Genomic DNA, 21,757 nt, shown 5'->3' on the forward strand with positions numbered 1-21,757 from the left:
TCGGCTCACACCGACTTGACCGTCACAAGACCAGCGTGAGGGTGGACGCAACCAGCATCAAGGCGGCAATGCCGACGAACAGCGCATAGATGCGCGGCCGGTCGAGCAGCAGCGCATTTCCGGAGATCCAGGCGGATGTGGCGCCGCCAAGCGCGAAGAGGAAGCCGTTGCGGTGCCCGAAGACCATCGATGCGGCCATCAGCCCGCCGATGATCAGCGCACCGAACACGATGATCACGGCAACGGCATATCTCTCGAAATCGTTGCCGCTTCCCATGCTCGGGCCGATTGCGTTCAAGGTTGGCAGGTCGTCCGGATCGAAAGGGTTCGTCGACCCGTATTCGTCTTGACCGGCAGGCTCTCGCATCATTCGTTCTCCGTATAGCGGCAACAAATCATCAAGCCTTGCCGAGTGCAACCCGATCACGCTGCCTTGATGCGTTCGACCGGTCCTTGACGTCTTCAGGTGGCGGCTTGCTGCCGGCTTTTGGTTCTTGGCCGTCTTTGGTCTCTCAGGCAATCCAGGAAACGGCTGCCCAAAGGCGACCGTAGCTCCCTCTATCATGGAATGCATTCGTGGAGGAAAAATGATGCGAAGCGCGGATTGGGCTTCGCAAACCGTGATTCGGACGGTGATGTCGCACAGGGTTGTTGTACGGGCGAATCGCCTTGCGGCCAGTGGGCGTCTGCGCTTGGCATGCGGTTGCGTGAAAGTTGACTGGGCAGGCATCTTAAATGTTGACTAGTATACTCATGTTTCATAGTCACCGGGCAGTGGTCACTGGAGACCAACCCCCGAAAAGCAGGGCCGGCCGCATTGCAGAGAGACCAAGAGCCCCAGTCGAGAGCCGCGCCCGATCATTTGCGCAGCCGAATGACCCGGCGCCAGGCGCTCGGGCTTTTTTCGCTGCCGTTCGCCGGCATGAGGTCCTCCACGGCTGAAGCCCGTCCGTTGCGCATCGTCTGCCTGGATGACGGGTTGACCGAGACCTTGCTCATGCTCGGTGTCAGCCCGGTCGCCATTGCCGATCGGGAGGTCTGGGAGAAATGGGTGGTCGAGCCGCGGCTGCCGCCCGACGTCGCCGATCTCGGCACGCTGCTCGAGCCCAATCTCGAATTCCTGCAGCAGCTCAGGCCCGACATCATCCTGTCCATGCCGTATCTCGAGGGCATCAAGCCGCTGCTCGAACGCGTGGCTCCAGTGACGACGATCGGGCTCTATACCGAGGCCGGGCAGCCCTATCGGCGCGCGCTCGAGGCGACGCGCCAGCTCGCCGGGCTTGTCGGCAAGGAAAGCGAAGGCGAGGCGCTGATCGCGGCGACAGACGCGTATTTTTTGGAGGTTCGCCAGCAGTTGGCGCCGCTTTCGGCACGGCCGATCTATGTCGTCAGCTTCCTGGACCCGCGCAATGTGCGCGTCTACGGCGCAAAGAGCCTGTTTCAGGAGGTGTTCGACCGCATCGGGCTCAGCAACGCGTGGACGGCCGAGACCAACTATTGGGGGTTTTCGACCGTCGGCATCGACGGGCTGGCGACATCCAGCGATGCGCGCCTCGCCTATCTCGAACCCTTGCCTGAGGGCGCCGGCGGCACGCTGACCGAAAGTCCGGTCTGGAATGCCATGCCCTTCGTGCGCAACCGCTCGATCATGCGCCTTCCTGCCGTCCTGATGTTTGGCGCGCTTCCATCCGCGAGCCGTTTTGCCCGGGTCCTGGCATCGGCGATGACCGCGGAGGCCGCCCATGGCTGAGGATGCTGCCATTGCCCAAAGGGGGAAGCCTGCGTCGGCCGGCCGGGCCTCCGTGTGGAGCTTTTCCAGCAATCAGCCGGTAGGCGCGATCCTGCTTTGCGCGGTGCTGCTCGCGGCTGCGGCAGCGGCAACCGTCTCGAACCTCACCGTGCAACTGCCATCGGCGCTCTGGCTCCAATCGCTCGCCGCCCCCGACATCGCTGACATGCGGCAGGTGCTCGTCCACTATGCCTTCCTGCCCCGGCTTGCGATCAGCCTTTTGTGCGGTGCGGCGCTCGGGCTTGCCGGAGCTGTCCTGCAGCAGGTTCTGCGCAACCCGCTCGCCTCGCCTGAAACCGTTGGCGTCTCGGCCGGCGCCTATCTGGCGCTGGCACTGGCGACGCTTCTGTCACCGTCCCTGCTTGCCTTCGGCCGCGAATGGGTGGCGCTGGCCGGCGCATTTATGGCCCTTGCCGCCGTCATCGCTCTGTCCTGGCACAAGGGCCTGTCGCCGCTTTCGGTGGTGCTGGCGGGGCTTGTGGTCAGCCTCTATGCCGGCGCCATCGGTGCCGCTCTCATCGTGCTGCGGCATGAATGGCTGGCCAGCCTGTTCATCTGGGGCGCCGGTTCGCTCGGCCAGCAGGACTGGTCGACGACGCTGTGGCTTTTGCCCCGCATCGGCGCAGCGGCGCTTGCGATCTTCTTCATGGTGCGGCCCCTGACCCTGCTTGGCCTCGACGATGAAGGCGCGCGCAGCCTTGGCGTGCCGCTCGGCGCCTATCGCTTCGCCGGACTGGCGGCCGCCGTCGCGCTGATCGCCTTTGTCGTTGCCGCTGTCGGCGTCATCGGCTTCGTCGGCCTGGCCGCGGCGACGCTCGCGCGCATCGGCGGTGGCCGGCGGCTTGGCCAACAGCTGGTGATGGCGCCGCTGATCGGCGGCGCGTTGCTGTGGGCCGCCGATCAAGGCGTGCAGATCGCCACCGGGCCGCAAGGCGACCTGCTGCCGACCGGAGCGATCACAGCACTTCTCGGTGCGCCGCTGCTGCTCTGGCTGCTGCCGCGCCTTGCGCTTGGCTCGGAAGCCCCGACCTTGATGGCCGTGCGCCTGCCGCGCGCAAGCCGGCCCGGCCTTGTTCTGATGGCACTCGGCCTGGCTCTGCTTCTGCTGCTCGGGCTGGCCCTGCTCTATGGACCGGGTCCGCATGGCTGGACCTTCGCCTTCGGCGACGAGCTGCAGCCTTTGCTGTCGTGGCGGTGGCCCCGCGTGCTTGCCGCGCTGAGTGCCGGGGCGATGCTGGCGCTTGCCGGGCTGATGATGCAGCGGCTGACCGGCAATCCGATGGCCAGCCCCGAAGTGCTGGGCATCAGTGCCGGTGCCGCCCTTGGCATGATGGTGGCGCTGTTTGCGCTCGTCGATGCCGGGCGCCCGGTTCAGACGGCGGCGGCAACGATCGGCGCCTTCGCCGCTTTGCTGGTGACGCTGGCGATCGGCCGTCGTGCCGCCTATGCGCCGGAGCGGCTGCTGCTTGCCGGCGTTGCCCTGACGGCCTTGTTCGACGCGCTGATCCTGGTGCTCACCGCGACCGGCGATCCTCGCGCCATGCTGCTGCTCAACTGGCTGACCGGTTCGACCTATGGCGTCGATGTCGGTGACGCCCTGCTGACCGGTGGTATCGCGGTCTGCCTCTTCGCGCTCGCGCCTTTCTTCATGCGCTGGCTCGACATCCTGCCGCTCGGCTCCGCCGCCGTTCAGGGCCTTGGCATCAACCTGAAGAGGGCGCGGCTTCTCGTGCTGCTGGCCGTCGCGGCACTCACCGCGGCTTCGACGCTGATCGTCGGTCCGCTGACCTTCATCGGCCTTATGGCGCCGCATCTTGCTCGTCGCCTTGGCCTTTCCCGTGCGCTGCCACAGGCCATTGGCGCGGTGCTCGCCGGCGCGCTGATCATGGTCGCCGCCGACTGGGTGGGCCGGATCGCCATCTTCCCGCGCCAGATCCCGGCCGGTCTCGTCGCCACGTTGATCGGCGGCCCGGTGCTGATGTGGCTGCTGCGCCGCCGCTGACCGTTTTGCCCCTGGAGATATCCATGTCCAAGATATCCATGTCCAACGCGACGCCAGCCCTGATCGCCAACTCGACGGTCCACGATCTCGTTCCGGCGCAGGGCGGCGCGCCCTGGCGGATATTCCTGCATGTGCCGTCCGGGCCGGTGCCCGAGGCCGGCTGGCCGGTCCTCTACATGACCGACGGCAACGCCGTCATCGGCACGGCGGTCGACGCCATGCGCGCGCAGGCCTTCTATCCCACGGGCACCAATGTCGGCTGGGGCGTCATCGTCGCCATCGGCTATCCCGTCGACGGCGCCTATGATCCGCTGCGCCGCTCATGGGATCTCGGCCCGCCGCCAGGCAAGACCTACCCGCCCTTCTACGAGGGCACGTCCGAAGTCCGGACCGGTGGGGCAGGGAAATTCCTTGCTTTCATCGAGGATGAGCTGAAGCCGTGGGTCGCCAGCCGGGTCACGGTCGATGCCAGCCGCCAGGCGCTTTACGGCCATTCTTTCGGTGGCCTGTTTGCGCTCTACGCCCTGTTCACGCGGCCTTCTTCCTTTCAGACCTGGATCGCGGCGAGCCCCGCCATCTATTGGGAAGATCGTGCCATCGACCGCTTTCTCGAAGCCTTCGAGGCCGCCATTCCCGATGGTCTGGCGGCGACCATGATCCTGTCGGCCGGCGAGTACGAGACCGAGAATCTGGCGCCGTTCCAGATTGGCGCCGAGGACGAGGAAAAGCGTCTGAAGCAGAAAAAGGTGACACGCACCGACGCATTCGCGCGGGCAATGGCGCAGCGTCTTGACGCTCTCCCGGGCGTGCGCGCCAGTTTCGAACTGCATGCCGGCGAGAACCACATGTCGATCCTGCCGGTCACCGTCAATCGCGCGGTGCAGGCGGCGTTTGCGGTGAGGAGGGACACCGCCCTTTGCTGAACGCCGCAGCAAGACGGTCGGCGCTGTCATTCCTGTGAAGGGGAGGCGCTCAATCGGCGGTAGGAGACGCCGCCGAAGTTTGCCGTCACAAAATCCGTGACGGACATCTTGCGCTTGCCTCCGTCGCTGCAGGCGTAAACCGGCCAACCGGCATCGCTGCATTCGCTGGCAGCGCAGATGCGCGCCAGGCAGTTGCCGATAGTCAGCCGGAAGCCGCCCTTGCCGGCAAAGCCTTGCAACAGGCTGCCGTCCGCCGAGCGCCATGTCCGCGCACGGAATTCCGCCCGCAAAAGCAGTGGTTCGAGAGGGACCGCAAGGTTGTTTTCGCCGGCACGCCCTGCGAGCTGCAGACGGAAGCGCGCCATTGCGGTCGCGTATGCAGTCACAAGATCGGCTTGGCGAAAATAGGCGGTTGCCAGGCTTGGGCGGTCAAGCAGATGAGACGTCCACTCGCCTGCCCCTACCGGCCTCACCAAGGCAACAAAGGCAAGAAAGGCGAAGCAAGCTCGTGACATTTCCAGCAGCCATATCTGTCTCGGCGTGCCGGTTTGCCCCCCGGTTGCCCTCCCATAACATCCCGCCAATCGGCGCCCGGCGCAAGCCGCTTGCTAAGGCAGTTCAGAAGGCCGCCGAGCAAGGGATCCTGGAGCCGAAGACGGTGACCCGCATCGACGAACCTGTGCGGGCGATCGCGAGAGGGTGGCGGTGTTTGCGGCAAGGGATCTTGACCAGCCCAGGGTTTCCTAGCCGATGCGAGCCGGCGGCAGCTCGAACAAAGTGGCGCCGTTCTCCCGGCCGCGCTCGACATAGCCGATGACGCCGAACCATCTTGCGACATCCGGCCCCTGGAGCCAACTGCGCGAATGGATGGCGAGGTTGCCGGCGAGCGCCTGGATATGCCTGATATGCCGCTTGCAGAAACGGACGGTCGTGGCCCGGAAGAAGTCCTCCCGTGCGGCGAACAGCGTGTCGGCGGCGTCGCTGTTCTCATGCCAGGCGATGATCGCCACGGCCTTGTCACCCTCGACAAGCGCGTGCGCGCGGCCCTCCTTCAAATTCATCATAAGGTTGTCGTAGGCGATCTTGCTGTCCTTGCCGGCAGCGACGTATTCGTCCGACATCCGCTTGGACAGACCGCGAAAGACATCCTCCAGATCCCCAAGCGTTGCTGCGCGTGCTCTCATTTCACCTCCTGCAGCCCCAACGGGCAGTTTGCCCTAGGGTTGAGGGGTGGCCAAGCAAATTAAATCCGCCGACGGGCTAATGTGCGCAAAGTGATTCCACTTGGCGATGCAGGCGGCGACGCGATGGGGGTGCCCAAAACGGACCACGGGAAAATGGTGCCCAGAGGCGGAATCCAAGCCTGGGAAATCTGGCCTTAGTTCCAAGCTGTTAGCGCTGGCCGGTGGCAGCTCAAGCCAACAGAAATACCAACAAAATTTTTCTGTGGATTGGTTCTGTTCCCGAATATTGCCATTCGCCCAGGCCCGGACTGTCCCTCGATTGCGTTCAAAATGAGAGCTTCGCACGGTCGCCGTCACCAAAGTGTTTGCCTGCCGGGACTGCGCAGGCGCCCGCGGGGCACTCGCTCATCGGGCAGTTCGATCATGTGCCACTTGGGCGCATTCCAGTGTCTAAGAACGCAGGCCGCGGTTGATCGCGGCGATGCAATCAGGTTGTGACCTGTCAATCCAGGTTGTCGGCCGCCAGGATTCATCCTGTCGGGGATGATTCTTCGACCCAAACTGTCCCTGCGCTACCACGGTACGCTGACTGGTGAAGTCGGCGTCGCTGCATCGAAAACCGCCGTGCCTGCTTGGTTGCGTCGGGCGGTTCCTGATGCGCAAAGCCTTGCTGGAAAAAATGTTGAGGAGGTGGCGCTCATCGCAGGCGCCACCATCAGCGCACTCGATGCGGTGGTTCGGCGGCAGGAGCGGTGGGCCGGCGCCTGGCGGCAGCGGCGGGCACTTTCGGCGGCCGCGGTAACGGCAAAGCAGGCGGGCCGCGTCGAAGATGAGGCAGCATTGCGCGATGCGGTGCTGCTCACGCGGCCGGGCGATTTTTTGTCCGTCGGTCCCGCCGGATCGATGCTGCTTGCCTGGCGCCGGCTGGCTGGCACGCCTGCCGAGAAACTGCTGACCGAGGCGAGCATCGGCGCGGTGCTGGATGACCTTGGTCTCCGCCGCGACGACGACGCAGTCGGCGAACTGGCAGATGATCTTCGACAGCTTTCCGCGAGCATCGGAATGGTCGGCATGCTGACCGGCGCGTTCACGGCCGCCGAAAGGTATGGCTTCGCACGAGCCTTCGGATGTTGGCTCGCGGACGCCCTGCTGGCGCAACGGCTGGGTTGGACGCAGGCCGTGCCGCTGTTGGGCGCCGAAGCGGCCTTGGGAACAAGCGGTCGCTCGCGTCGATCGGCAGACAGCTCGGTGGCGACAGGCACTGAGACAGATCCTGAGCGTGCGAAAGATCTGCTTGCCGCGCAGGCGCGCGCTGCGTTGCGTGCGATTGATCTGTCCGCTGAGCTCGAGCGCCGCGCGGATCGGCTGCTTGCGGTTGCGCCGAAACTCAGGGCCAAGGCGGCGGACGTCGTCGTGGAAAGGCTGCTCTCTGACGACGCGGTCGTCGCTTCGGAGAAGATCGCTGGGATGAGCGACCGCGGCCTGCGCCGCCTGTTCGACCGGCTGGTCGAGCTCGGCGCCGTCCGCGAGCTGTCCGGCCGTCCCACCTTCCGCATCTACGGGCTGTGACGATCATGGCGGAGGCTGCGCGCAGGCGAGGGGAGAGCCGGTCAGATGAGCGTCGATCGGGCGAACGGCGATCAGCTGACCAGCTGTTTGACCGGGAGCTGGATCATCTGCCGCCGGAAGCGCGTTGGCGTGAATGGATGCACCGGGTCGAAGCAACGATCTTCGCCGCCAGCGAGCCGGTCGACCGCGAAATGCTCGCCCGCATCGTCGGGAAAAGCTGCAGCATTGATCTTCTCATCGACGACATCCGCGAGGAGCTGCGCGGCCGCCCTTACGATCTGGTTTCGGTCGCCGGCGGCTGGAGACATTTGACCCGGCCTGCCTATGCAGACGCCATCCGCGCTGCTGTAGGTGGAAGTGGGAAGACCGCCGACCTTACGCAGTCTGAGGTTCTGGTTCTGATGTGCATCGGCTACTTCCAGCCGATCACCCGCGCCGAACTGTCGTCTTTCTTCGGCAAGGAGATCAGCCGCGATTTTATTGGTCATCTGCGCGGTGCGAAGCTGATTGCGTCCGGTCCGCGCAGCCCGACGCCGGGCGCGCCCTACACCTACGTCACCACCAAAAAATTCCTGCTGGAGTTTGGTCTCGATACGCTGCGCGACCTGCCGGATTTCGAGGCGCTTGAAGATGCCGGACTGCTGTCGAAGGAGAAGCTGCCGGCCGGCGATATTCCAGCCGGGCTGGCTAGCAGGGAGGGCAACGGCAAGGACGATGTCGTTGGGGACCAAGCGCCGTGACGGGGGGCGTCGTCGCGTTGTGATCCCCAGAGACAGTCGATCACTCACGGCCAGGACGACTGGTCGTGCGGCAGCCGGTGATCGAGATCATGGACCGTGACCTTATCGCGTTGTACAAGATTGGCCGTAAAGATCACTAGGTTAGTGCCACCGGTGTGACGTAGCGACGGAAAAAGGATGCCGCGAAGTCCGGCGGTGATGACCAGGTCCGCGAACTTCCACGATGGCTTGTCGATGCGGGCGACCTGGCGCCAGGCACAATCCGACTCCTTCCACGAGGACATCATCGACGACGTGCACGACGAATTCTTCACCGCCATCTGCAATCCGAGCTGCGCCGACGCCAAAGGATACCGCGAGTCTTTCTATGGGCGCCTCCGCGACCCAATGTTCTGCCGTCTTGCGGTCAATTTCCAAAGCCCGCAATGGAGGCGGTTCCCTTCGTCCCGCCGAAGGGCACTCGATCTAGGTGAAGCCGAAACGCGAGACGTTTGCGCGGATCGGGGGACCCGGGCAAGGATCTGCTCCACGTCTATCGCCTCAAGCAGGTGCTCAACGTTCTCGAGCAATGTCGGGTCCGGCCGTTTGACATCAGTACCCCCAGTGAATAGCGGCCAATGCCCCACACGAACCATCACGCGCGATGTTGTGCTACATTAGTCTTCCTCGGCCGCCTGTAAGCCGAGTCTGGGCCAAACCTTCGGCAGCACATCAGAAATAGGAAAATCGGCACGGTCATCTGAGGCGATCGTGTAGGGTTCGTCTCGCGGAGCAGCATGGAAGAGTTCTGATTAGCCGATGAAAAACACCATTGCTTATGGCGGTTCGGACGACGAAAAGTGGGAGCTGGCGTGTCAGTGCGCCGATTTCGACATTCGCACAGCCATAGCTCGTAGCTATGGTTTGAGAATGCTGATGGAATCCTTCTTCGATCAAATGAGGCGGGAGGTATCCGATCAACTCTACGCCCAGGCACTGGATTTCAGACAAAAGACTTTCGAGGCTGAGGATTTCGATAATTACTGCCGACAAATGCTATTGGAACGCGAGCAGCAAGCTGCGCACCTCGCTGCTCGGACGGCTCGCTTGCCATCTAGTCACTCTCGTGCCTGGAAGCGTGACTTAGCGAAGCATGTCCTAGGACATCACCGATATCAGCTTCCGGTGGGTCAGGGCGGCTTCAACGTCGGCACGCTTCGGGATCTTGGACCGAACGAGGCGACATGGCAGCCGTCCCTGGTTGCCGACGCGATACCCTTCGCCGACTTCATGTATGTTTACGACTGCGGCTCGGATCCGATAGCAGGCGTGGTACAGTCCGTGCGGTCTATAGTGGCTCGGCGCCCATCTCGCCGACTCGATATGCTTTTCGTGTCGCATTTCGACCGAGATCACATCTGCGGCATTCCTCATCTATTGCACCAACAAAGGGGGCTCCGGGTCGACACGATCGTGATGCCATATCTAGACGACATCGATCGGATGATCGCATTTGGAAGAAGTGTGGCGACAGGCGGCGAACGCAGTGCAGAACGCTTCCACGAAGATATTGTAGTCGATCCAGTCGGTACCATGGCTCGGTTTGGGCCGCGGCAGATCGTCATGGTAATGCCGGGTGACGAGGACGACGGTGGTTCGGGCTTTTTCGAACTGCCGCCAGCAGAGCCTCCTCTTTCCGACCCGGATGGTATGCCCTGGAAGGGAAGAGATTCGACGGACTGGGGCAGCGCCTCACCTGCCGCACGCCGGACGCCCGACGGAGCGACCGTAGTGCGGCGTATCGAGTTCGACGTTGCCGCGGGCTCCGAAGGCGGATGGCTCTTGAAGCCACACGTAAAACAGGCATCTCGGCGAGACAGGGAGGCGTTCTGCGCCGCGGTGGAGGTGATCCTGCGATGGCCAAGAGGTAGCTTCCGCGACAAGGTGAAAATCGAGAAGGAACGTCGAGGATTGGTGACGAAAAACCGTACCGCCGTTTCCCGAGCTTATGCGTGGGCGTTTGGCGACAAGAACGAAACCTCCTTGTCGTTGTACTCTGGGCCGGCCGAGCCACGGAAGGCCGGCGCCGTGCTGCGCAATTCGCGGATTTTCACGAGTGCGCGCGTAGGCTGGATGGGAACCGGCGATGCGGGGTTCAAGGATCCGGCTACAGTGCAGAGGTTCCAGGATCATTACCGCGACGAGATAGATTGGGTTACCACCTTCATGCTGCCCCATCACGGATCAGCGAATAACTTTGATCCCTCACTTTTCGTGGTCGGTGCGGAGCTCTTTGTGGCAGCTGCCCAACCGATCCACTCGCATTGGAAGCATCCGGCGCCGGAGATCGTCAAAGCGATCAAGGCAAGCGGCGCCAGATTCCGCAGGGTAGGCTCGTCGCCAAAATCTCTTCTGGAGGAAAGAATGGTCGTATTCTGGCCCGGCTGAAACTACGCAAGCACTTCGGCTACAGATGGCAGGCATGTGATCTCGGCTATGGAGACAACCGTGGTCCGATCGACACCAATCTCAATCTGTCACCGGTTCGAATGCTTTGACGCCGCCGGCCGTGCCTCAGAAACTCGTCGCGTTCGTCATATCGCCGGGCAACGCCATATATTTCTCGCGAAAGCAGGCCGAAGATGAAGAGCACGATCGACAGTTCCACAAGTGAAATTCCATGAAGCATGGCGCATCTTACGACTTAATGCAGCGCCGCATAAAGGAGTATATTCTTACATTGTCTATATGATCCCACGTACGTGGTCTTTCCAGAGCTGACCGGGGCCATGGGCGCTTAGCTGTGGACGTAAGCGGAAATTCCCTGTGTATTACAATGAGGGGGAGACGGCACCATGGATACACAACGCGCAAATCAGGGCGTACTGTTCGATGATCGGTTCCTCGACAAATATGCAGGGCCGATCATTTCCGATCCGGCAGTTGCCATCGTTGAACTTGTCGCGAACGCTTGGGACGCCTATGCGACCAAGGTGGATATAGTCTGGACGAAGCGCAGCCAGGACATCCCCTTCTCCATCACCGACAACGGCAAAGGGATGACGCCTGCGCAATTCGAAAGGCGCTGGAAGACGCTTGACTATAATCGCCTCGCGGACGAGGGCAGCAAGGCGGCGCCGCCGGCTGACATGCCGGATTCCCCTCCGAGGCATCCGTACGGCCGTAACGGCAAAGGCCGCCACGCAGCGTTCAAGTTCTCCGATCCATACAGGGTGCGCACTTGGCGCGATGGCACTGAAACCATTTACGAGGTTCGTCGCGGTGTCACCCAACCGTTCGACGTGACAGTGATCAGCTCGCGCGATAAGGTTGAGGGGCATGGTACGGAGATAACGGCGACCACCTCCGACGGCACGGCCATGGACGCGGACACCGCGCGCGAGATCATCGGCACGCGCTTCCTGGCAGATCCAAATTTCGTGGTCTCGCTCGACGGGACTCTGGTCACCTTCGACGACATCCCGACGCGCAACATCCAGAAGGCCAATGTCGATGTGCCCGGGTTTGGCGTCGTCGACATCGTCATGATCGATAGCCAGAAAGCCGACCGTACCACGAGGCAGCATGGAATCGCCTGGCGCGTGAATTCACGGCTGGTGGGCAGCCCGGGTTGGGTCGGGTTCGACCATGAGCGAATCCTCGATGGGCGAAGCACGGAGGCAAAGCGTTTCCAGTTCATTGTCTCGGCCGGCATCCTCGAAAATGCGGTGCAGCCCGACTGGAGTGGGTTCATTCCCAATGACCCGGCGTGGCAGGCCACTCGGCCCGCTGTGCATGCGCAGATCAAACAGTACCTCTCCACCTTCTCGGCCGACCGCCGCCGGGAGGCGAAACATTCGGTCAAGCAATACCTCGTCAAGACCGTACGGCAGCTGCCTCCCGTTGGGCGAGAACGCTGGAATCAGTTCGTCGATGAGGTGATCGACAATTGTCCCTCTATCTCGACAGAGGAGGTCGGCAAGGTTGCCGGGATCCTCGCCAATCTCGAATTGAGCACGTCGAAATTTAGCCTGGTCAGCAAGCTGAACGAGCTGCAGCCCGGCGATCTCGATGCTCTCTATGAACTCCTCGATGATTGGACCCTCAGGCTCGCGAAGGACGCCCTCGATGAGATCCAGACGCGCCTGAAGCTGATCGAGGACCTGGATATGAAACTTCGTGATGAGAGCATGGATGAGGTCGGCGACCTGCAGCCCCTGTTCGAGCGCTCACTGTGGGTGTTCGGCCCCGAATTCGAGAGCCTAGAGTTCACGAGCAACAAGGGCATGACGGAAGTCATTCGCAAGATTTTTGGATCAAATGAGAGCGGCAGCAGGCAGCGGCCCGATTTCGTGATGCTCCCCGATGGTAGCGTGGGGCTCTATAGCCGTGATGCGCACGACCTTGGACACGAGGTAGACGGCGTGTCCCGCCTCGTCCTGGCGGAGATAAAGAAGCCCGGCGTGGGCATCGGCTCCGAGCAGAAAGATCAGGCGTGGCGGTATGTGAAGGAGCTGAGGAGCAAGGGGCTGCTGACCGAAGCGGCCGTGACCACCTGCTACATCCTCGGCTCAAAGATCGATCCCGCCGAGGGCGATATTCGGCACGAGTGGGACCGGCGCGTCAACATTATTCCTATGACCTACAATACCTTCATCCGTAGAGCGGAAAAGCGCATGCTTGGTCTTCGCGAAAAGCTGAAGGACGCGCCGTTCCTGAAGGAGCACGGGATCGATGGCCAGGCCTTCCTCACACCGCCGGTCGACCCACAGCCTGACCTGCTGAACGCTGCCGGCCCGGGTGTTTCGGCGCACCCATAGGGATCAGCATGGCTTCCTTCGGACCGCAATTTGGAGAGGACGACCAAGGCACCTTGTCTCTTGAGGAAAGGGGGCCTGGCATCGTGGAGGTATTTTTCCAACCTTCGGCAACTCGCGTAAGCATTGCGCACCGAGAAGGGGACCCCGCGACCCGCGTCCTGCTTATGCGGTTCGATGCCAGAACCGACACGACCACGCTCTATCCCGTCAACACTATGCCGACGTCGGCGGGCTTCTTGAGGCCGAAGCACGATCCGATCGTCTCGATCGAACTGGTGGAGAAGGACGGGTTCGGCCATATCGTCGATGATGACGACTTCGGCGCCGAGCACTTTGCTTTCCCCAAGACCCTCGAAGATGTGCAGATGTACCTGTCCGAATGCATGCCGTCCGGCTTCACTAAGGACCCGAATTTCGGGCTTGGCCTTGACCGGACGCTGTCTTTCATCACGCAGGCGATCTCCCAGGTCGAAGGCATCGAACATCTGCGTTTGACGGACGAGAAAACGCTGGAGGTGTCGCGCTCAGCCGACGGCATGACATTCGAGATGGGCTATCGCCTGTTCGACGAGCTGCGGCTGAACGCCAATCGCTTCGATGACAAGGCACGCGCCTCCAGCCGGAAAAAGAAGCAGCAGGCGGCCTACGCCAATCTACTCACCCGACTGGACCGGAAATCCTTCCCCGTGAAGCTTTTCGAACGAAGCCCCGACGACGTGGCGGACGCGATCGGCCCCATTATTGTGGACACGAAGCTCTCAGAAAGGGACCGTACAGCGGTGGTCGCCATGGCGAGGGCTGCGGTACGCACGTCGCTGAAGACCCAGCGCGACGCGATCGTCCAGCTGCACGAGGAGATCGAACTTGCATCGCTCGATGAGCTTATCTCGCACATGGAGGCGAAGCTCACGTCGAAGGCGACGGAGTCGCAGTGGCAAAAGCTGTTTGAGGCCAATCCGTTCATTCTCGATCTGGCGTTCAACGTGCCGGTACTGCTGCTGCAGGGCCAGGCCCATGTCGGCGGGAAGAAGGTGAACGGCGCCGGCGAGACCATCACCGATTTCCTCTTCGCCAACGCGCTGACAGACAATATTGCGGTGCTTGAGATAAAGACCGCTCACACGAAGCTGCTTGCCAAGCGCGAATACCGGGGCGGCGTCTTCGGCCCATCCTCTGAACTGGTCGCCGCCGTGACGCAGGTCCTCGACCAAGTGAACCATCTACAAAGCGACATCTACAAGCTCAAAGTCCTGAACCCCGAGCACCGGATGGAATCGTTCGGCATCCGCGGCGTGCTCGTCATCGGTACGATCCCCGAAGCCCCGCTCAAACGCTCATTCGAGCTCTATCGCAACGCATTAACCAGCGTTGCCGTCATTACGTTTGATGAGCTGCTGGCAAAGCTAAGGTCGCTGCGCACCCTGTTGGGCGGCGATCAGGCCTAAGCGGGTGGCGAATAGCCCAAACGTCCGCTTCTGGGTGAAGGCAAAATATGCCCGAAGGACCGAGATGAGGCGCAAAGCTACTGTTGGTGTCGTGGAGGACGTAAGGTCGGCTTCGAGTCTAATGCGGCCGTCTTCCGATGCCTATCCAATCGTTTTGGGTATCAGTGCCATCGCCGACACCCTGTAGCGAGCAGGAATCGGACCTCTGTTCCGTCATCAACCGGCGAAGGTGATCAATCCGGGCAGGAACGAAGGTAAGGTACGCATGCCCAGATAAGAGCGCCGGGCTCTGAGGAGACGGTCCTCTGCTGGTGCCAAAGCTGCTAGGCTTTGACCTTCCGCGCCTTCGGGCGCGCTTTCTTGGCGGGCAATGGGGCGGCCTTCCGTCCCAATCCTGACGATTTTGCCATGGCCGATCGCACTGCAGAATAGCTCGGCGCTACCATCGGATAGTCCTTGGCCAAGCCCCATTTTGCGCGATACTCATCCGGTGTCATCCCGTGCGCGGCCGACAGATGCCGCTTGAGAGACTTGTATCTTTTGCCGTCCTCAAGACTGATGATGTAATCTGGAAATATCGATCGCTTTGGATTGACCGCAGGGACCGGCGCTGGCTCCACTGCCGGCAACGATTGGCTGACGTTGGACAACGCTAAATTCACGCTAGCAATCAGATCTGGCAAGCCCGCCACGGGTACTGCGTTCTTCTGCACATAGGCTGAAACGATGTCTGCAGTCAGTTCGATCAGGTTGCTAGTGTTCACGCCGGTCAATGACTTGCCTCCTTTGTTCTTCACCAGTTCGTATACCCGAAAATTGGCTCATGCAATCAGCCACAAGCTGGCGGTCAACCACAGGAATTCCGCGCCTGCGTTGATTTCGAAGGCAGTCGGCACCAGCCGTATTCAATCACCCAACCAACGATCCTGCTAATACTCTAGGCAGTCTTCAACGGTATTCGATGTCTTTCCAATTCGAAATGGCTCGCTGGTAGCCGGCCATGCGAATGCCAGCCGGTGACAAGGGCAGAACTTTCAACGATCACTAATATTTGATGGTGGACAAAATCATGCAAGTCTGCTTATGTTGGAATATTCTAGAAGTATGTAGCTGAATTTGCATTGAAACTGCTCAGTCATGACGCGGGGGGAGTCTTGGCATGGACACGCTGTTCAAGGATAGCAGCAATTTTTCTTCGCTTTCGCTAAAGGACTTGCTTCAGGCGCGCGATCTTTTTCACTACCATCTGATGAACAAGAAAAACGTCGTGGCGACGGCGATAGGGCTCTACCGGATCCGCAAGGATGATAAATGGCCCTCTCCCGAGTTGCCGAGAGGCCAGGAGCATTCCAGCCGCAGACACTCGCGCCGGACCCTTTTCAATTCTGAGATCCGGGCTTACTCCTGGCCGTGCGTCTATGCATTTGTCTCAAACTGGGAGACTGAAGAAGACCTCGCCAAAGAGGATCCCAGCGACATGGTCCCTAAAACGCTCTACCTGCCTGACGGGCGGACTGTGCCGGTTTGCGTCATCGAAACCAGAAAGCAGGAATTCTCGACCGGACTCATTCAGAACCTATTCATCCAGCGGCCGCGCAACTATCTTTGCCCCGGTTCTCCGATTGTCAACGAGGACGGACAGGGGCTCGAGCGCGCAGGCACTGCTGGATGCATAGTCAGCGATAGCGGCCGGTTCTATCTGATGACGAACAGCCACGTGATAGGCGCGCCAGGCACGGCAATCCACGCATTCCAGCCCAACCGGCGCCCCTTTATCGGCCGGACCTCCAAGAAGGGCCTTGTGCGCAAGGACCTGGAGCTTGTCTACCCGGGACTACCTTCGACGAGACAACGGCTGCGACTCGACATTGGACTTGTCGAACTCGATGACATACGTGCATGGCGAACAGCTGTCCCTGGTATCGCCCCGGTTGGCGAGGTGCTCGACCTCTATGACAACAGCTTCAACCTGCAGCTCATCAAGAAAAAGGTAGTTGGCCAGTCGGCCAGATCCGGCCTTGTTCGCGGCGAGATCCACGGGCTGTTTTACCGTCACAAGAGCATGGGCGGCTCAGAATATATTACCGATTTCCTGATTGGCCCCGAGACCTATATTGTTGGGCCTGATGGCGAAGAACAGCATATCGACCGCAAAGAAAGCGGCAATGAAAACATTGCCTTTGCTGTAGACCATGGCGACTCTGGGACGCTGCTTTTCATCGAACACACCGCAAAGGATGGCAAGGCCAGGAATGCGCCGCTCAAGACCGTCTATTATCCGTTTGCATTGCTCTGGGGGCGCGAAGCATTCTTCCGTGGGAAGGTCAAACTAGCGCAGCCGTTCGCGCTGGCCACCGCCATCAGCCCCGCACTCGACATGCTCGATCTCGATCTTGTGCAGAATATCGATCGCAACAACGATTTCATCTGGGGTTGGCTAGGTCACTATCTGATCGGCCGTGCGCTCAATCTGCCGGGAAAGCTTTTGACGCCGCCTTCACTCAAAACCTTTGTTGAAAATCACCTCGATCTCATTTCGATCCAGCCTGACGACGAGGCTGGTAATGATCCCAAGGTGATTGTGAAGGGAAAACCGGCACCGCAGTACGTACCGCTCGCCGACGTTCCCGACAATGTGTGGAAAAGCAATGTCAATCACACAGGCAGCGCCGCGAAAGGCACCTACAAACTAGGCCCGGGTAACCGCGGCCAGGACGACAATCCCAACCACTTCGCCGATCTCGACCTCCTCTATCTCGACGGCAAGACGTTCCTGGAGCTGAATCTGGCCGAGCCAGACAAATATCTGAAGCCGTCGGCATGGGTTGACTACTTTGCGGCGATCAAGCCACAGGAAGAGGCTTGGGCTCAGTTGCTGGGCCCCAAGCATCACGCCAAGCGTGTTAATTGGGGCGCTCTGCCGTTTCGTGTCCACCAGCTCTTCGACATCATGGTCGCGGCAGCAAAGAAGGGTAACGATAAGCTGTTCCTGTGCGCCGGCGGCGTCTTGATCCACTACATGGGCGACGCCTGCCAACCCTTGCACTCGTCGTATATGTCGGATGGGGATCCAGCCGACGTCGTCCCCGACGAGGAAAACCCTGGCCAGAATATCATGCGGGCCGACGGCGTACACGTTGGCTTCGAAAATGATATGATCGAGTACGGTTTTAGGGAAATGCGGCTGAACGATCTGCTTGAGGCCGAGATCAGCCGGCTGGCCAAGGACGGACTGCCCAAAATCACTTCCGGATATGAGGCGTCGAAGGCTGTCATCGCATTGATTGCAGCTACCCAGTCGACACTTCCGCCGCGCATGATCGTGGAAAAGTGGAACGCGCTTCCGCCGCCCGCCAATGGCCGCACGTTGACAGACGTCCAGAAGGCGGCGCTTTGGAAGGACCTTGGGACAGCCACAATCACCTGTATGGCCCGCGGCACGCTCTACCTCGCGGCGATGTGGCAAGGCGCTTGGGGTTCGGGCGGTGCCGAAGGCAAGATCGATCCCGCCGGGAAGATAGATCCTCAAGAGATCATGACCTTGTACAACAATCCAGACGTTGTGCCCTCGGTGCCACTCGATAGCTATCTCGAGAACCGGTCAGCGGATTGGTCGGCAATCAAACGGCCCGCGAAAAAGAACGCGGTCTAATCCAATGCGTCCTGAATGGCAGAGGCTCTTTCTGCCGTGAATTTGGTGGCCGCTTCGCTGCGATGTGGACAGATCGAAAATGACATTGAAGTGGATCTTCTCAGTTCCGTCGTTTTAGCAGCCTCCCGGTGAAGCCTTCCACGCATCTTAACTACAGGCGAATCCATGCCGGAAAAAGTTGTAATGATCATTCGCCACGCCGAAAAGCCGGTTCCAGGCGGCGCGGACCTCGGAGTTGACGAACAGGGCGAAGGTGACCCGGCATCATTGACAGTGCGCGGTTGGCAACGCGCAGGGGCCCTTTGCCGGCTCTTTTCAGAACCGCCTTTGCCGCTAAGCATGCCGGCTTCAATTGTTGCGTCGGCCACGGTCAAGAAAGACGGCTCCGGGACCCGCAGCAAGCGGCCCAGCCAAACAATTGCGCCCTTGGCCATGCGCCTTGGCCTCGAACCGGACCTCACTCACTCGAAGGGCCAAGAACAGCTTGCCGCGGAGTCTATCCGCATAGCCCCTTCGCCTGTGTTGGTCAGCTGGCAGCACGAGTCGATCCCCGGCCTGGCGGCAGCAATTGCCGGTAGCACAGAGATCGCTCCGCCGTCGTGGCCGGATGATGACTTCGACAGCATATGGATGCTTGAGGCCGGTCAGGACAATGTCTGGTCCTTCTTAAGAATGAGCCAAGCTCTCCTGGACGGTGACGGCACTGCGTAACAGCTTCTGGTCTGCCCCGGAGCAAGTTCGGGAACAGGCCCGCTCTCAACAAATAATAGAGGTCGACATGGCCGCCAAAACCGGAATCCCAAATAAAACGTCTGAACCCGACGCGCCATCGAGAGCGGATAAGGTCGCCGCGGCGGCGCGAATATTTCGAGACTGGGTGGGCGTTCCGGGTATCATAGTGGCCTTTGCATTGAATTACTGGCACCCGACCGTCGGCGCCGTGAAGAGAATGTTGGGCATCGATCACGCTAATGTTGCGATCTTGTTTCTAAATAGGGATTTTATCAATATCGGAGTGAACGATAGAGCGCCGTCCAATTATGTCGAAAAAGTCGATTCCTACGAAGCGAGAGTTAGAATAAGTATCTCAAACACTGGTTACTCGGCCGCATCATTGACGCCAACTTATTGGTGCTTTCTGCCAAGCGGACCTTTCCAGTACCAATATTACGACGAAATCACAGGAAAGCCCATTCTCCCAGTCATACAGGCGGGGGAAACGAAAATTGTTTTCACGCGAGTGCTTCCCAACGACGGTTCGCAACAACCCAGCGCGTCCAAAGACGAGGCTGGAAAATGTTCATTCAAGTACCTCGACAAATATGGGCCGACACCTCCAACTGCAACCGACGCCCCCGAAGATCTGGAGCTGATATCAGAGGCTGCGTTGGCAAAGGAGACGGATTTCAGTTCCCAATATTGTCAAGGAATGATCACCAAGGTGAAATTGACACCGGCCGACACCGCAGATTGCGTCAGTAGTACTCACGCAATAGCAATCGAACGAAGCTATCGATGGGGCATTGCAGTTCAGAGGGCGCTTGCGTACTCCGCTGATTTTGCAAATATGACAGCAAAGCAAAGCACCCGCCAAGCCGGTTTGTTGTTGATCTGCAATGCGCAGTACTCCGACTGCACCAAGGACAATGCCGAGATGTCGCAAGCCTTGGCCGGGTTTGAACCTCCCATTACGGTCTGGACATGCACCGAGGGGCAGGCCACACCGCTGAACAAATGCAACCCGCAGGAATTTCCAGTGGCTGCGGCCGGGGCGCGTCATTGAGATCTGCCGGGATTGCGCCTGGAACGGGCGGCCGAGCTCGTCACTGGGTGATCGTCAATCGCAGCTGGCGGTACATCGCCAGCGGCGATGGTGATCTTCTGGAGTTGATCCAGCCGGGGTTTCTGATCCAGGACAGCTGTTCTTATTTACAACGTCGAGCAGAGGTATTTGGATGAACAAGAACATAGTTGTCTGCTGCGACGGCACCGGCAACGAGGTCCAAGGCGACCTCTCCAACGTGCTCAAGCTATTCCGGATTGCGCAAAAGGACGAACAGCAGATCGTCTACTATAATCCAGGTGTCGGCACGATCGGCCTGAGCAGTGAATGGGGCCATGCCCTTCAGAACGCCAAGGGCGTTTTCGGATTAGCGACAGGCTATGGTCTGGACGACAACATCATGGCTGCCTACCGGTTTGTGTGTCAGGCATATGAGGAAGGCGACAGGTTGTTCTTTTTCGGCTTCAGCCGCGGCTCCTATACGGTACGTGCTCTGGCCGGGTTGATCCACATGGCTGGCCTGCTGAGGCCGGAGCAGCTTAACGTCGCCACCTATGCGTTGACCGCCTACAAACGGGCAAGCGAGGAGAACAACCTCCACCTTGCGTGGGATTTCGGAAGGATCATGAGCACCCGGCATGCCACGATCCATTTTCTCGGCGTGTGGGACACGGTGGCCTCGATGATCGTGCCGCGCCGGGATCGTTTTTACCTGCCCAGCCTGCGCACGCTGCCATTCACGCGCAAAAATCCAAGCGTACGGTGTTTCCGGCAGGCGGTGGCGATCGACGAGCGGAGGCGAATGTTCCGACTGAACCGGTGGGAGCCAGGACAAAGTTATGTGCCGGTCCCGTTCGCTAATCCACCGAGTGACGTTCCGCAAGACGCCGTGCAGATGGCATTTGCGGGAGTGCATTCTGACATCGGGGGTGGCTATCCCGAGTCCGAAAGCGGGCTTTCCAAATTCCCTTTGGCCTGGCTCGCCGGCGAGGCGATTGCTCAGGGCTTGCTTGTCAATGCAGCAATGTATGAGCACTTGGTCGATGGCGCTGCTGTGACCGGCGGCAAACATGCCTATGTCGCGCCGGATGCCACTGCCAAGCTGCACAATTCGCTGACTTGGGGATGGCGGATCCTCGAACTCCTTCCAAAACGCGTGAAATGGCGGGAATGGAAACGGCGGTCGCTTTTCGGTTTGTATTTGCCGTGCGGAGAGCCTCGCCGATTGCCGGAAGATCTAAATATCCATCCTTCAGTCGAGGAACGGCGCAGCCGCTTGGCTGGCTACCGCCCGGTCAACGTCCGTTTTCCAGGCGACGGCCCAGCCAGACCAGCAAAGCCCTGACGGCGCGCCGGTGTCTGATTAGAATACCGTTGCAGGGATGGTCAGCATCGTTAGACTTTTGCTCAACCGGCTTTCGGCTCAGCATGTCTGAGAGTCATTAACTTATGACCTATTGACATAAAAAAACTAAAGGGCAATGTGGCCTGATATTTGAAGCGGGCAACGATGACGTATGAAGAGTTTCAGAGGCATGTCGGCAAGGCGGGCTTGACCCTGAAGGGATTCGCCGAGCTCATTCGAATGAACCGTGTCTCTGTCTCAAACCTTGCAAAGAAGGGCGAGGTGCCATCGCACCTGGCTGTAATTGCATGTCTGCTGGGCGAGATGGCCGAGCGCAAGGTCGATTTCCGGGCGCTCCTAGCCGAGCTTGATATTGACCCCAAAAAGCCTCGCGGGGCGGCCGTCAAGGGCCGGTTTGGCGGCTCGAGGCAGCCTGATCTCTTTATTGAACGGCAAAAGGGCGTGGCCTTGCCGCCAAAAGGGCTTGGCGACTCAGGCGGAACATAATAAGAACAGACAAGGGATC

The 21,757-nt window shown here is 60.3% G+C and carries 18 protein-coding genes; 13 read left to right on the forward strand and 5 right to left on the reverse strand.

Going from position 1 to position 21,757, the window contains the following annotated elements; all coding sequences use genetic code 11:
- Window positions 1-22 precede the first annotated feature (22 nt).
- The gene (locus tag A4R29_RS03965) at window positions 23-370 is read right to left on the reverse strand and encodes a hypothetical protein (RefSeq protein WP_032808338.1); all 348 of its coding nucleotides are present in this window, start codon (window positions 368-370) and stop codon (window positions 23-25) included.
- Window positions 371-874: 504 nt separating this feature from the next.
- Between A4R29_RS03965 and A4R29_RS03970 the strand changes: the two genes are divergently transcribed.
- The 3 genes from A4R29_RS03970 to A4R29_RS03980 are packed head-to-tail and all read left to right on the forward strand — an operon-like array spanning window position 875 to window position 4,714.
- The gene (locus A4R29_RS03970; RefSeq protein WP_063171224.1) at window positions 875-1,750 is read left to right on the forward strand and encodes an ABC transporter substrate-binding protein; all 876 of its coding nucleotides are present in this window, start codon (window positions 875-877) and stop codon (window positions 1,748-1,750) included.
- On the forward strand, window positions 1,743-3,791 hold the full coding sequence (gene fhuB / locus A4R29_RS03975) for a Fe(3+)-hydroxamate ABC transporter permease FhuB (protein ID WP_082827289.1): 2,049 nt from the start codon (window positions 1,743-1,745) through the stop codon (window positions 3,789-3,791). The genes A4R29_RS03970 and fhuB overlap by 8 nt, the downstream gene beginning before the upstream one ends.
- A 23-nt stretch (window positions 3,792-3,814) precedes the next feature.
- Window positions 3,815-4,714 carry an alpha/beta hydrolase gene (locus A4R29_RS03980; protein ID WP_063173557.1) on the forward strand — a complete coding sequence of 300 codons (900 nt, stop codon included), beginning with the start codon at window positions 3,815-3,817 and terminating at the stop codon, window positions 4,712-4,714.
- 26 nt (window positions 4,715-4,740) lie between these two features.
- On the opposite strand, the gene A4R29_RS03985 is transcribed toward A4R29_RS03980, so the two are convergent.
- Together A4R29_RS03985 and A4R29_RS03990 are read right to left on the reverse strand one after the other, a co-directional pair.
- Window positions 4,741-5,079 (reverse strand): hypothetical protein, encoded by a 339-nt coding sequence (locus A4R29_RS03985; protein WP_013533590.1) that lies wholly within the window; start codon window positions 5,077-5,079, stop codon window positions 4,741-4,743.
- A gap of 378 nt (window positions 5,080-5,457) precedes the next feature.
- Window positions 5,458-5,898: a hypothetical protein gene (locus tag A4R29_RS03990; RefSeq protein WP_013533589.1), complete on the reverse strand. Its 441-nt coding sequence runs from the start codon at window positions 5,896-5,898 to the stop codon at window positions 5,458-5,460.
- Window positions 5,899-6,441: 543 nt separating this feature from the next.
- Here A4R29_RS03990 and A4R29_RS03995 point away from each other — a divergent pair.
- Window positions 6,442-7,467, forward strand: coding sequence for a DUF1403 family protein (locus tag A4R29_RS03995; protein ID WP_063171225.1), 1,026 nt, complete (start codon window positions 6,442-6,444; stop codon window positions 7,465-7,467).
- A 5-nt stretch (window positions 7,468-7,472) separates the two neighbouring features.
- Window positions 7,473-8,207, forward strand: a complete 735-nt coding sequence (scpB, locus tag A4R29_RS04000; protein WP_063173558.1) for an SMC-Scp complex subunit ScpB — start codon at window positions 7,473-7,475, stop codon at window positions 8,205-8,207.
- Between the two features lie 44 nt (window positions 8,208-8,251).
- Here the strand turns inward: scpB and A4R29_RS04005 are convergent, their stop codons facing one another.
- The gene (locus A4R29_RS04005; protein WP_244506887.1) at window positions 8,252-8,527 is read right to left on the reverse strand and encodes an RES family NAD+ phosphorylase; all 276 of its coding nucleotides are present in this window, start codon (window positions 8,525-8,527) and stop codon (window positions 8,252-8,254) included.
- A gap of 478 nt (window positions 8,528-9,005) precedes the next feature.
- On the opposite strand from A4R29_RS04005, the gene A4R29_RS04010 reads away from it, so the two are divergent.
- The 3 genes from A4R29_RS04010 to A4R29_RS04020 all read left to right on the forward strand — a co-directional run bounded on the left by A4R29_RS04010 (window position 9,006) and on the right by A4R29_RS04020 (window position 14,451).
- Entirely contained in the window at window positions 9,006-10,634 is a 1,629-nt protein-coding gene (locus A4R29_RS04010) for an MBL fold metallo-hydrolase (protein ID WP_063171227.1), read from the forward strand.
- A gap of 407 nt (window positions 10,635-11,041) precedes the next feature.
- Window positions 11,042-13,006, forward strand: a complete 1,965-nt coding sequence (locus A4R29_RS04015; RefSeq protein ID WP_063171228.1) for an ATP-binding protein — start codon at window positions 11,042-11,044, stop codon at window positions 13,004-13,006.
- Between the two features lie 8 nt (window positions 13,007-13,014).
- Window positions 13,015-14,451, forward strand: coding sequence for a Shedu immune nuclease family protein (locus A4R29_RS04020; protein WP_082827290.1), 1,437 nt, complete (start codon window positions 13,015-13,017; stop codon window positions 14,449-14,451).
- Window positions 14,452-14,774: 323 nt separating this feature from the next.
- Here the strand turns inward: A4R29_RS04020 and A4R29_RS04025 are convergent, their stop codons facing one another.
- On the reverse strand, window positions 14,775-15,224 hold the full coding sequence (locus A4R29_RS04025) for a Ros/MucR family transcriptional regulator (protein WP_063173559.1): 450 nt from the start codon (window positions 15,222-15,224) through the stop codon (window positions 14,775-14,777).
- Window positions 15,225-15,610: 386 nt separating this feature from the next.
- On the opposite strand from A4R29_RS04025, the gene A4R29_RS04030 reads away from it, so the two are divergent.
- The 5 genes from A4R29_RS04030 (at window position 15,611) to A4R29_RS04050 (ending at window position 21,738) form a co-directional block, all read left to right on the forward strand.
- Window positions 15,611-18,103 (forward strand): phospholipase C/P1 nuclease family protein, encoded by a 2,493-nt coding sequence (locus tag A4R29_RS04030; RefSeq protein WP_063171230.1) that lies wholly within the window; start codon window positions 15,611-15,613, stop codon window positions 18,101-18,103.
- 165 nt (window positions 18,104-18,268) lie between these two features.
- Window positions 18,269-18,814 carry a hypothetical protein gene (locus A4R29_RS04035; RefSeq protein ID WP_063171231.1) on the forward strand — a complete coding sequence of 182 codons (546 nt, stop codon included), beginning with the start codon at window positions 18,269-18,271 and terminating at the stop codon, window positions 18,812-18,814.
- A 67-nt stretch (window positions 18,815-18,881) separates the two neighbouring features.
- Complete coding sequence (locus A4R29_RS04040) at window positions 18,882-19,886, forward strand: hypothetical protein (RefSeq protein WP_145923725.1); 1,005 nt, start codon at window positions 18,882-18,884, stop codon at window positions 19,884-19,886.
- Window positions 19,887-20,058: 172 nt separating this feature from the next.
- The gene (locus A4R29_RS04045) at window positions 20,059-21,231 is read left to right on the forward strand and encodes a DUF2235 domain-containing protein (RefSeq protein ID WP_063171233.1); all 1,173 of its coding nucleotides are present in this window, start codon (window positions 20,059-20,061) and stop codon (window positions 21,229-21,231) included.
- Between the two features lie 165 nt (window positions 21,232-21,396).
- The gene (locus A4R29_RS04050) at window positions 21,397-21,738 is read left to right on the forward strand and encodes a hypothetical protein (RefSeq protein ID WP_063171234.1); all 342 of its coding nucleotides are present in this window, start codon (window positions 21,397-21,399) and stop codon (window positions 21,736-21,738) included.
- Window positions 21,739-21,757 lie beyond the last annotated feature (19 nt).

Source organism: Mesorhizobium ciceri biovar biserrulae (assembly GCF_001618845.1).
Taxonomy (GTDB): domain Bacteria; phylum Pseudomonadota; class Alphaproteobacteria; order Rhizobiales; family Rhizobiaceae; genus Mesorhizobium; species Mesorhizobium ciceri.

Excerpts from the sequence above, each read along its gene's own strand:
- A4R29_RS04005 (WP_244506887.1), bottom strand. The coding sequence starts at position 8,527 with ATGGCGGTGAAGAATTCGTCGTGCACGTCGTCGATGATGTCCTCGTGG.
- A4R29_RS04015 (WP_063171228.1), top strand. The coding sequence starts at position 11,042 with ATGGATACACAACGCGCAAATCAGGGCGTACTGTTCGATGATCGGTTC.
- A4R29_RS04040 (WP_145923725.1), top strand. The coding sequence starts at position 18,882 with ATGGCCGCCAAAACCGGAATCCCAAATAAAACGTCTGAACCCGACGCG.
- fhuB (WP_082827289.1), top strand. The coding sequence starts at position 1,743 with ATGGCTGAGGATGCTGCCATTGCCCAAAGGGGGAAGCCTGCGTCGGCC.
- A4R29_RS03995 (WP_063171225.1), top strand. The coding sequence starts at position 6,442 with ATGATTCTTCGACCCAAACTGTCCCTGCGCTACCACGGTACGCTGACT.
- A4R29_RS03970 (WP_063171224.1), top strand. The coding sequence starts at position 875 with ATGACCCGGCGCCAGGCGCTCGGGCTTTTTTCGCTGCCGTTCGCCGGC.
- A4R29_RS04045 (WP_063171233.1), top strand. The coding sequence starts at position 20,059 with ATGAACAAGAACATAGTTGTCTGCTGCGACGGCACCGGCAACGAGGTC.
- A4R29_RS04030 (WP_063171230.1), top strand. The coding sequence starts at position 15,611 with ATGGACACGCTGTTCAAGGATAGCAGCAATTTTTCTTCGCTTTCGCTA.
- A4R29_RS04020 (WP_082827290.1), top strand. The coding sequence starts at position 13,015 with ATGGCTTCCTTCGGACCGCAATTTGGAGAGGACGACCAAGGCACCTTG.
- A4R29_RS03965 (WP_032808338.1), bottom strand. The coding sequence starts at position 370 with ATGATGCGAGAGCCTGCCGGTCAAGACGAATACGGGTCGACGAACCCT.
- A4R29_RS03990 (WP_013533589.1), bottom strand. The coding sequence starts at position 5,898 with ATGAGAGCACGCGCAGCAACGCTTGGGGATCTGGAGGATGTCTTTCGC.
- A4R29_RS03980 (WP_063173557.1), top strand. The coding sequence starts at position 3,815 with ATGTCCAAGATATCCATGTCCAACGCGACGCCAGCCCTGATCGCCAAC.
- scpB (WP_063173558.1), top strand. The coding sequence starts at position 7,473 with ATGGCGGAGGCTGCGCGCAGGCGAGGGGAGAGCCGGTCAGATGAGCGT.
- A4R29_RS04035 (WP_063171231.1), top strand. The coding sequence starts at position 18,269 with ATGCCGGAAAAAGTTGTAATGATCATTCGCCACGCCGAAAAGCCGGTT.
- A4R29_RS04010 (WP_063171227.1), top strand. The coding sequence starts at position 9,006 with ATGAAAAACACCATTGCTTATGGCGGTTCGGACGACGAAAAGTGGGAG.
- A4R29_RS03985 (WP_013533590.1), bottom strand. The coding sequence starts at position 5,079 with ATGGCGCGCTTCCGTCTGCAGCTCGCAGGGCGTGCCGGCGAAAACAAC.
- A4R29_RS04050 (WP_063171234.1), top strand. The coding sequence starts at position 21,397 with ATGACGTATGAAGAGTTTCAGAGGCATGTCGGCAAGGCGGGCTTGACC.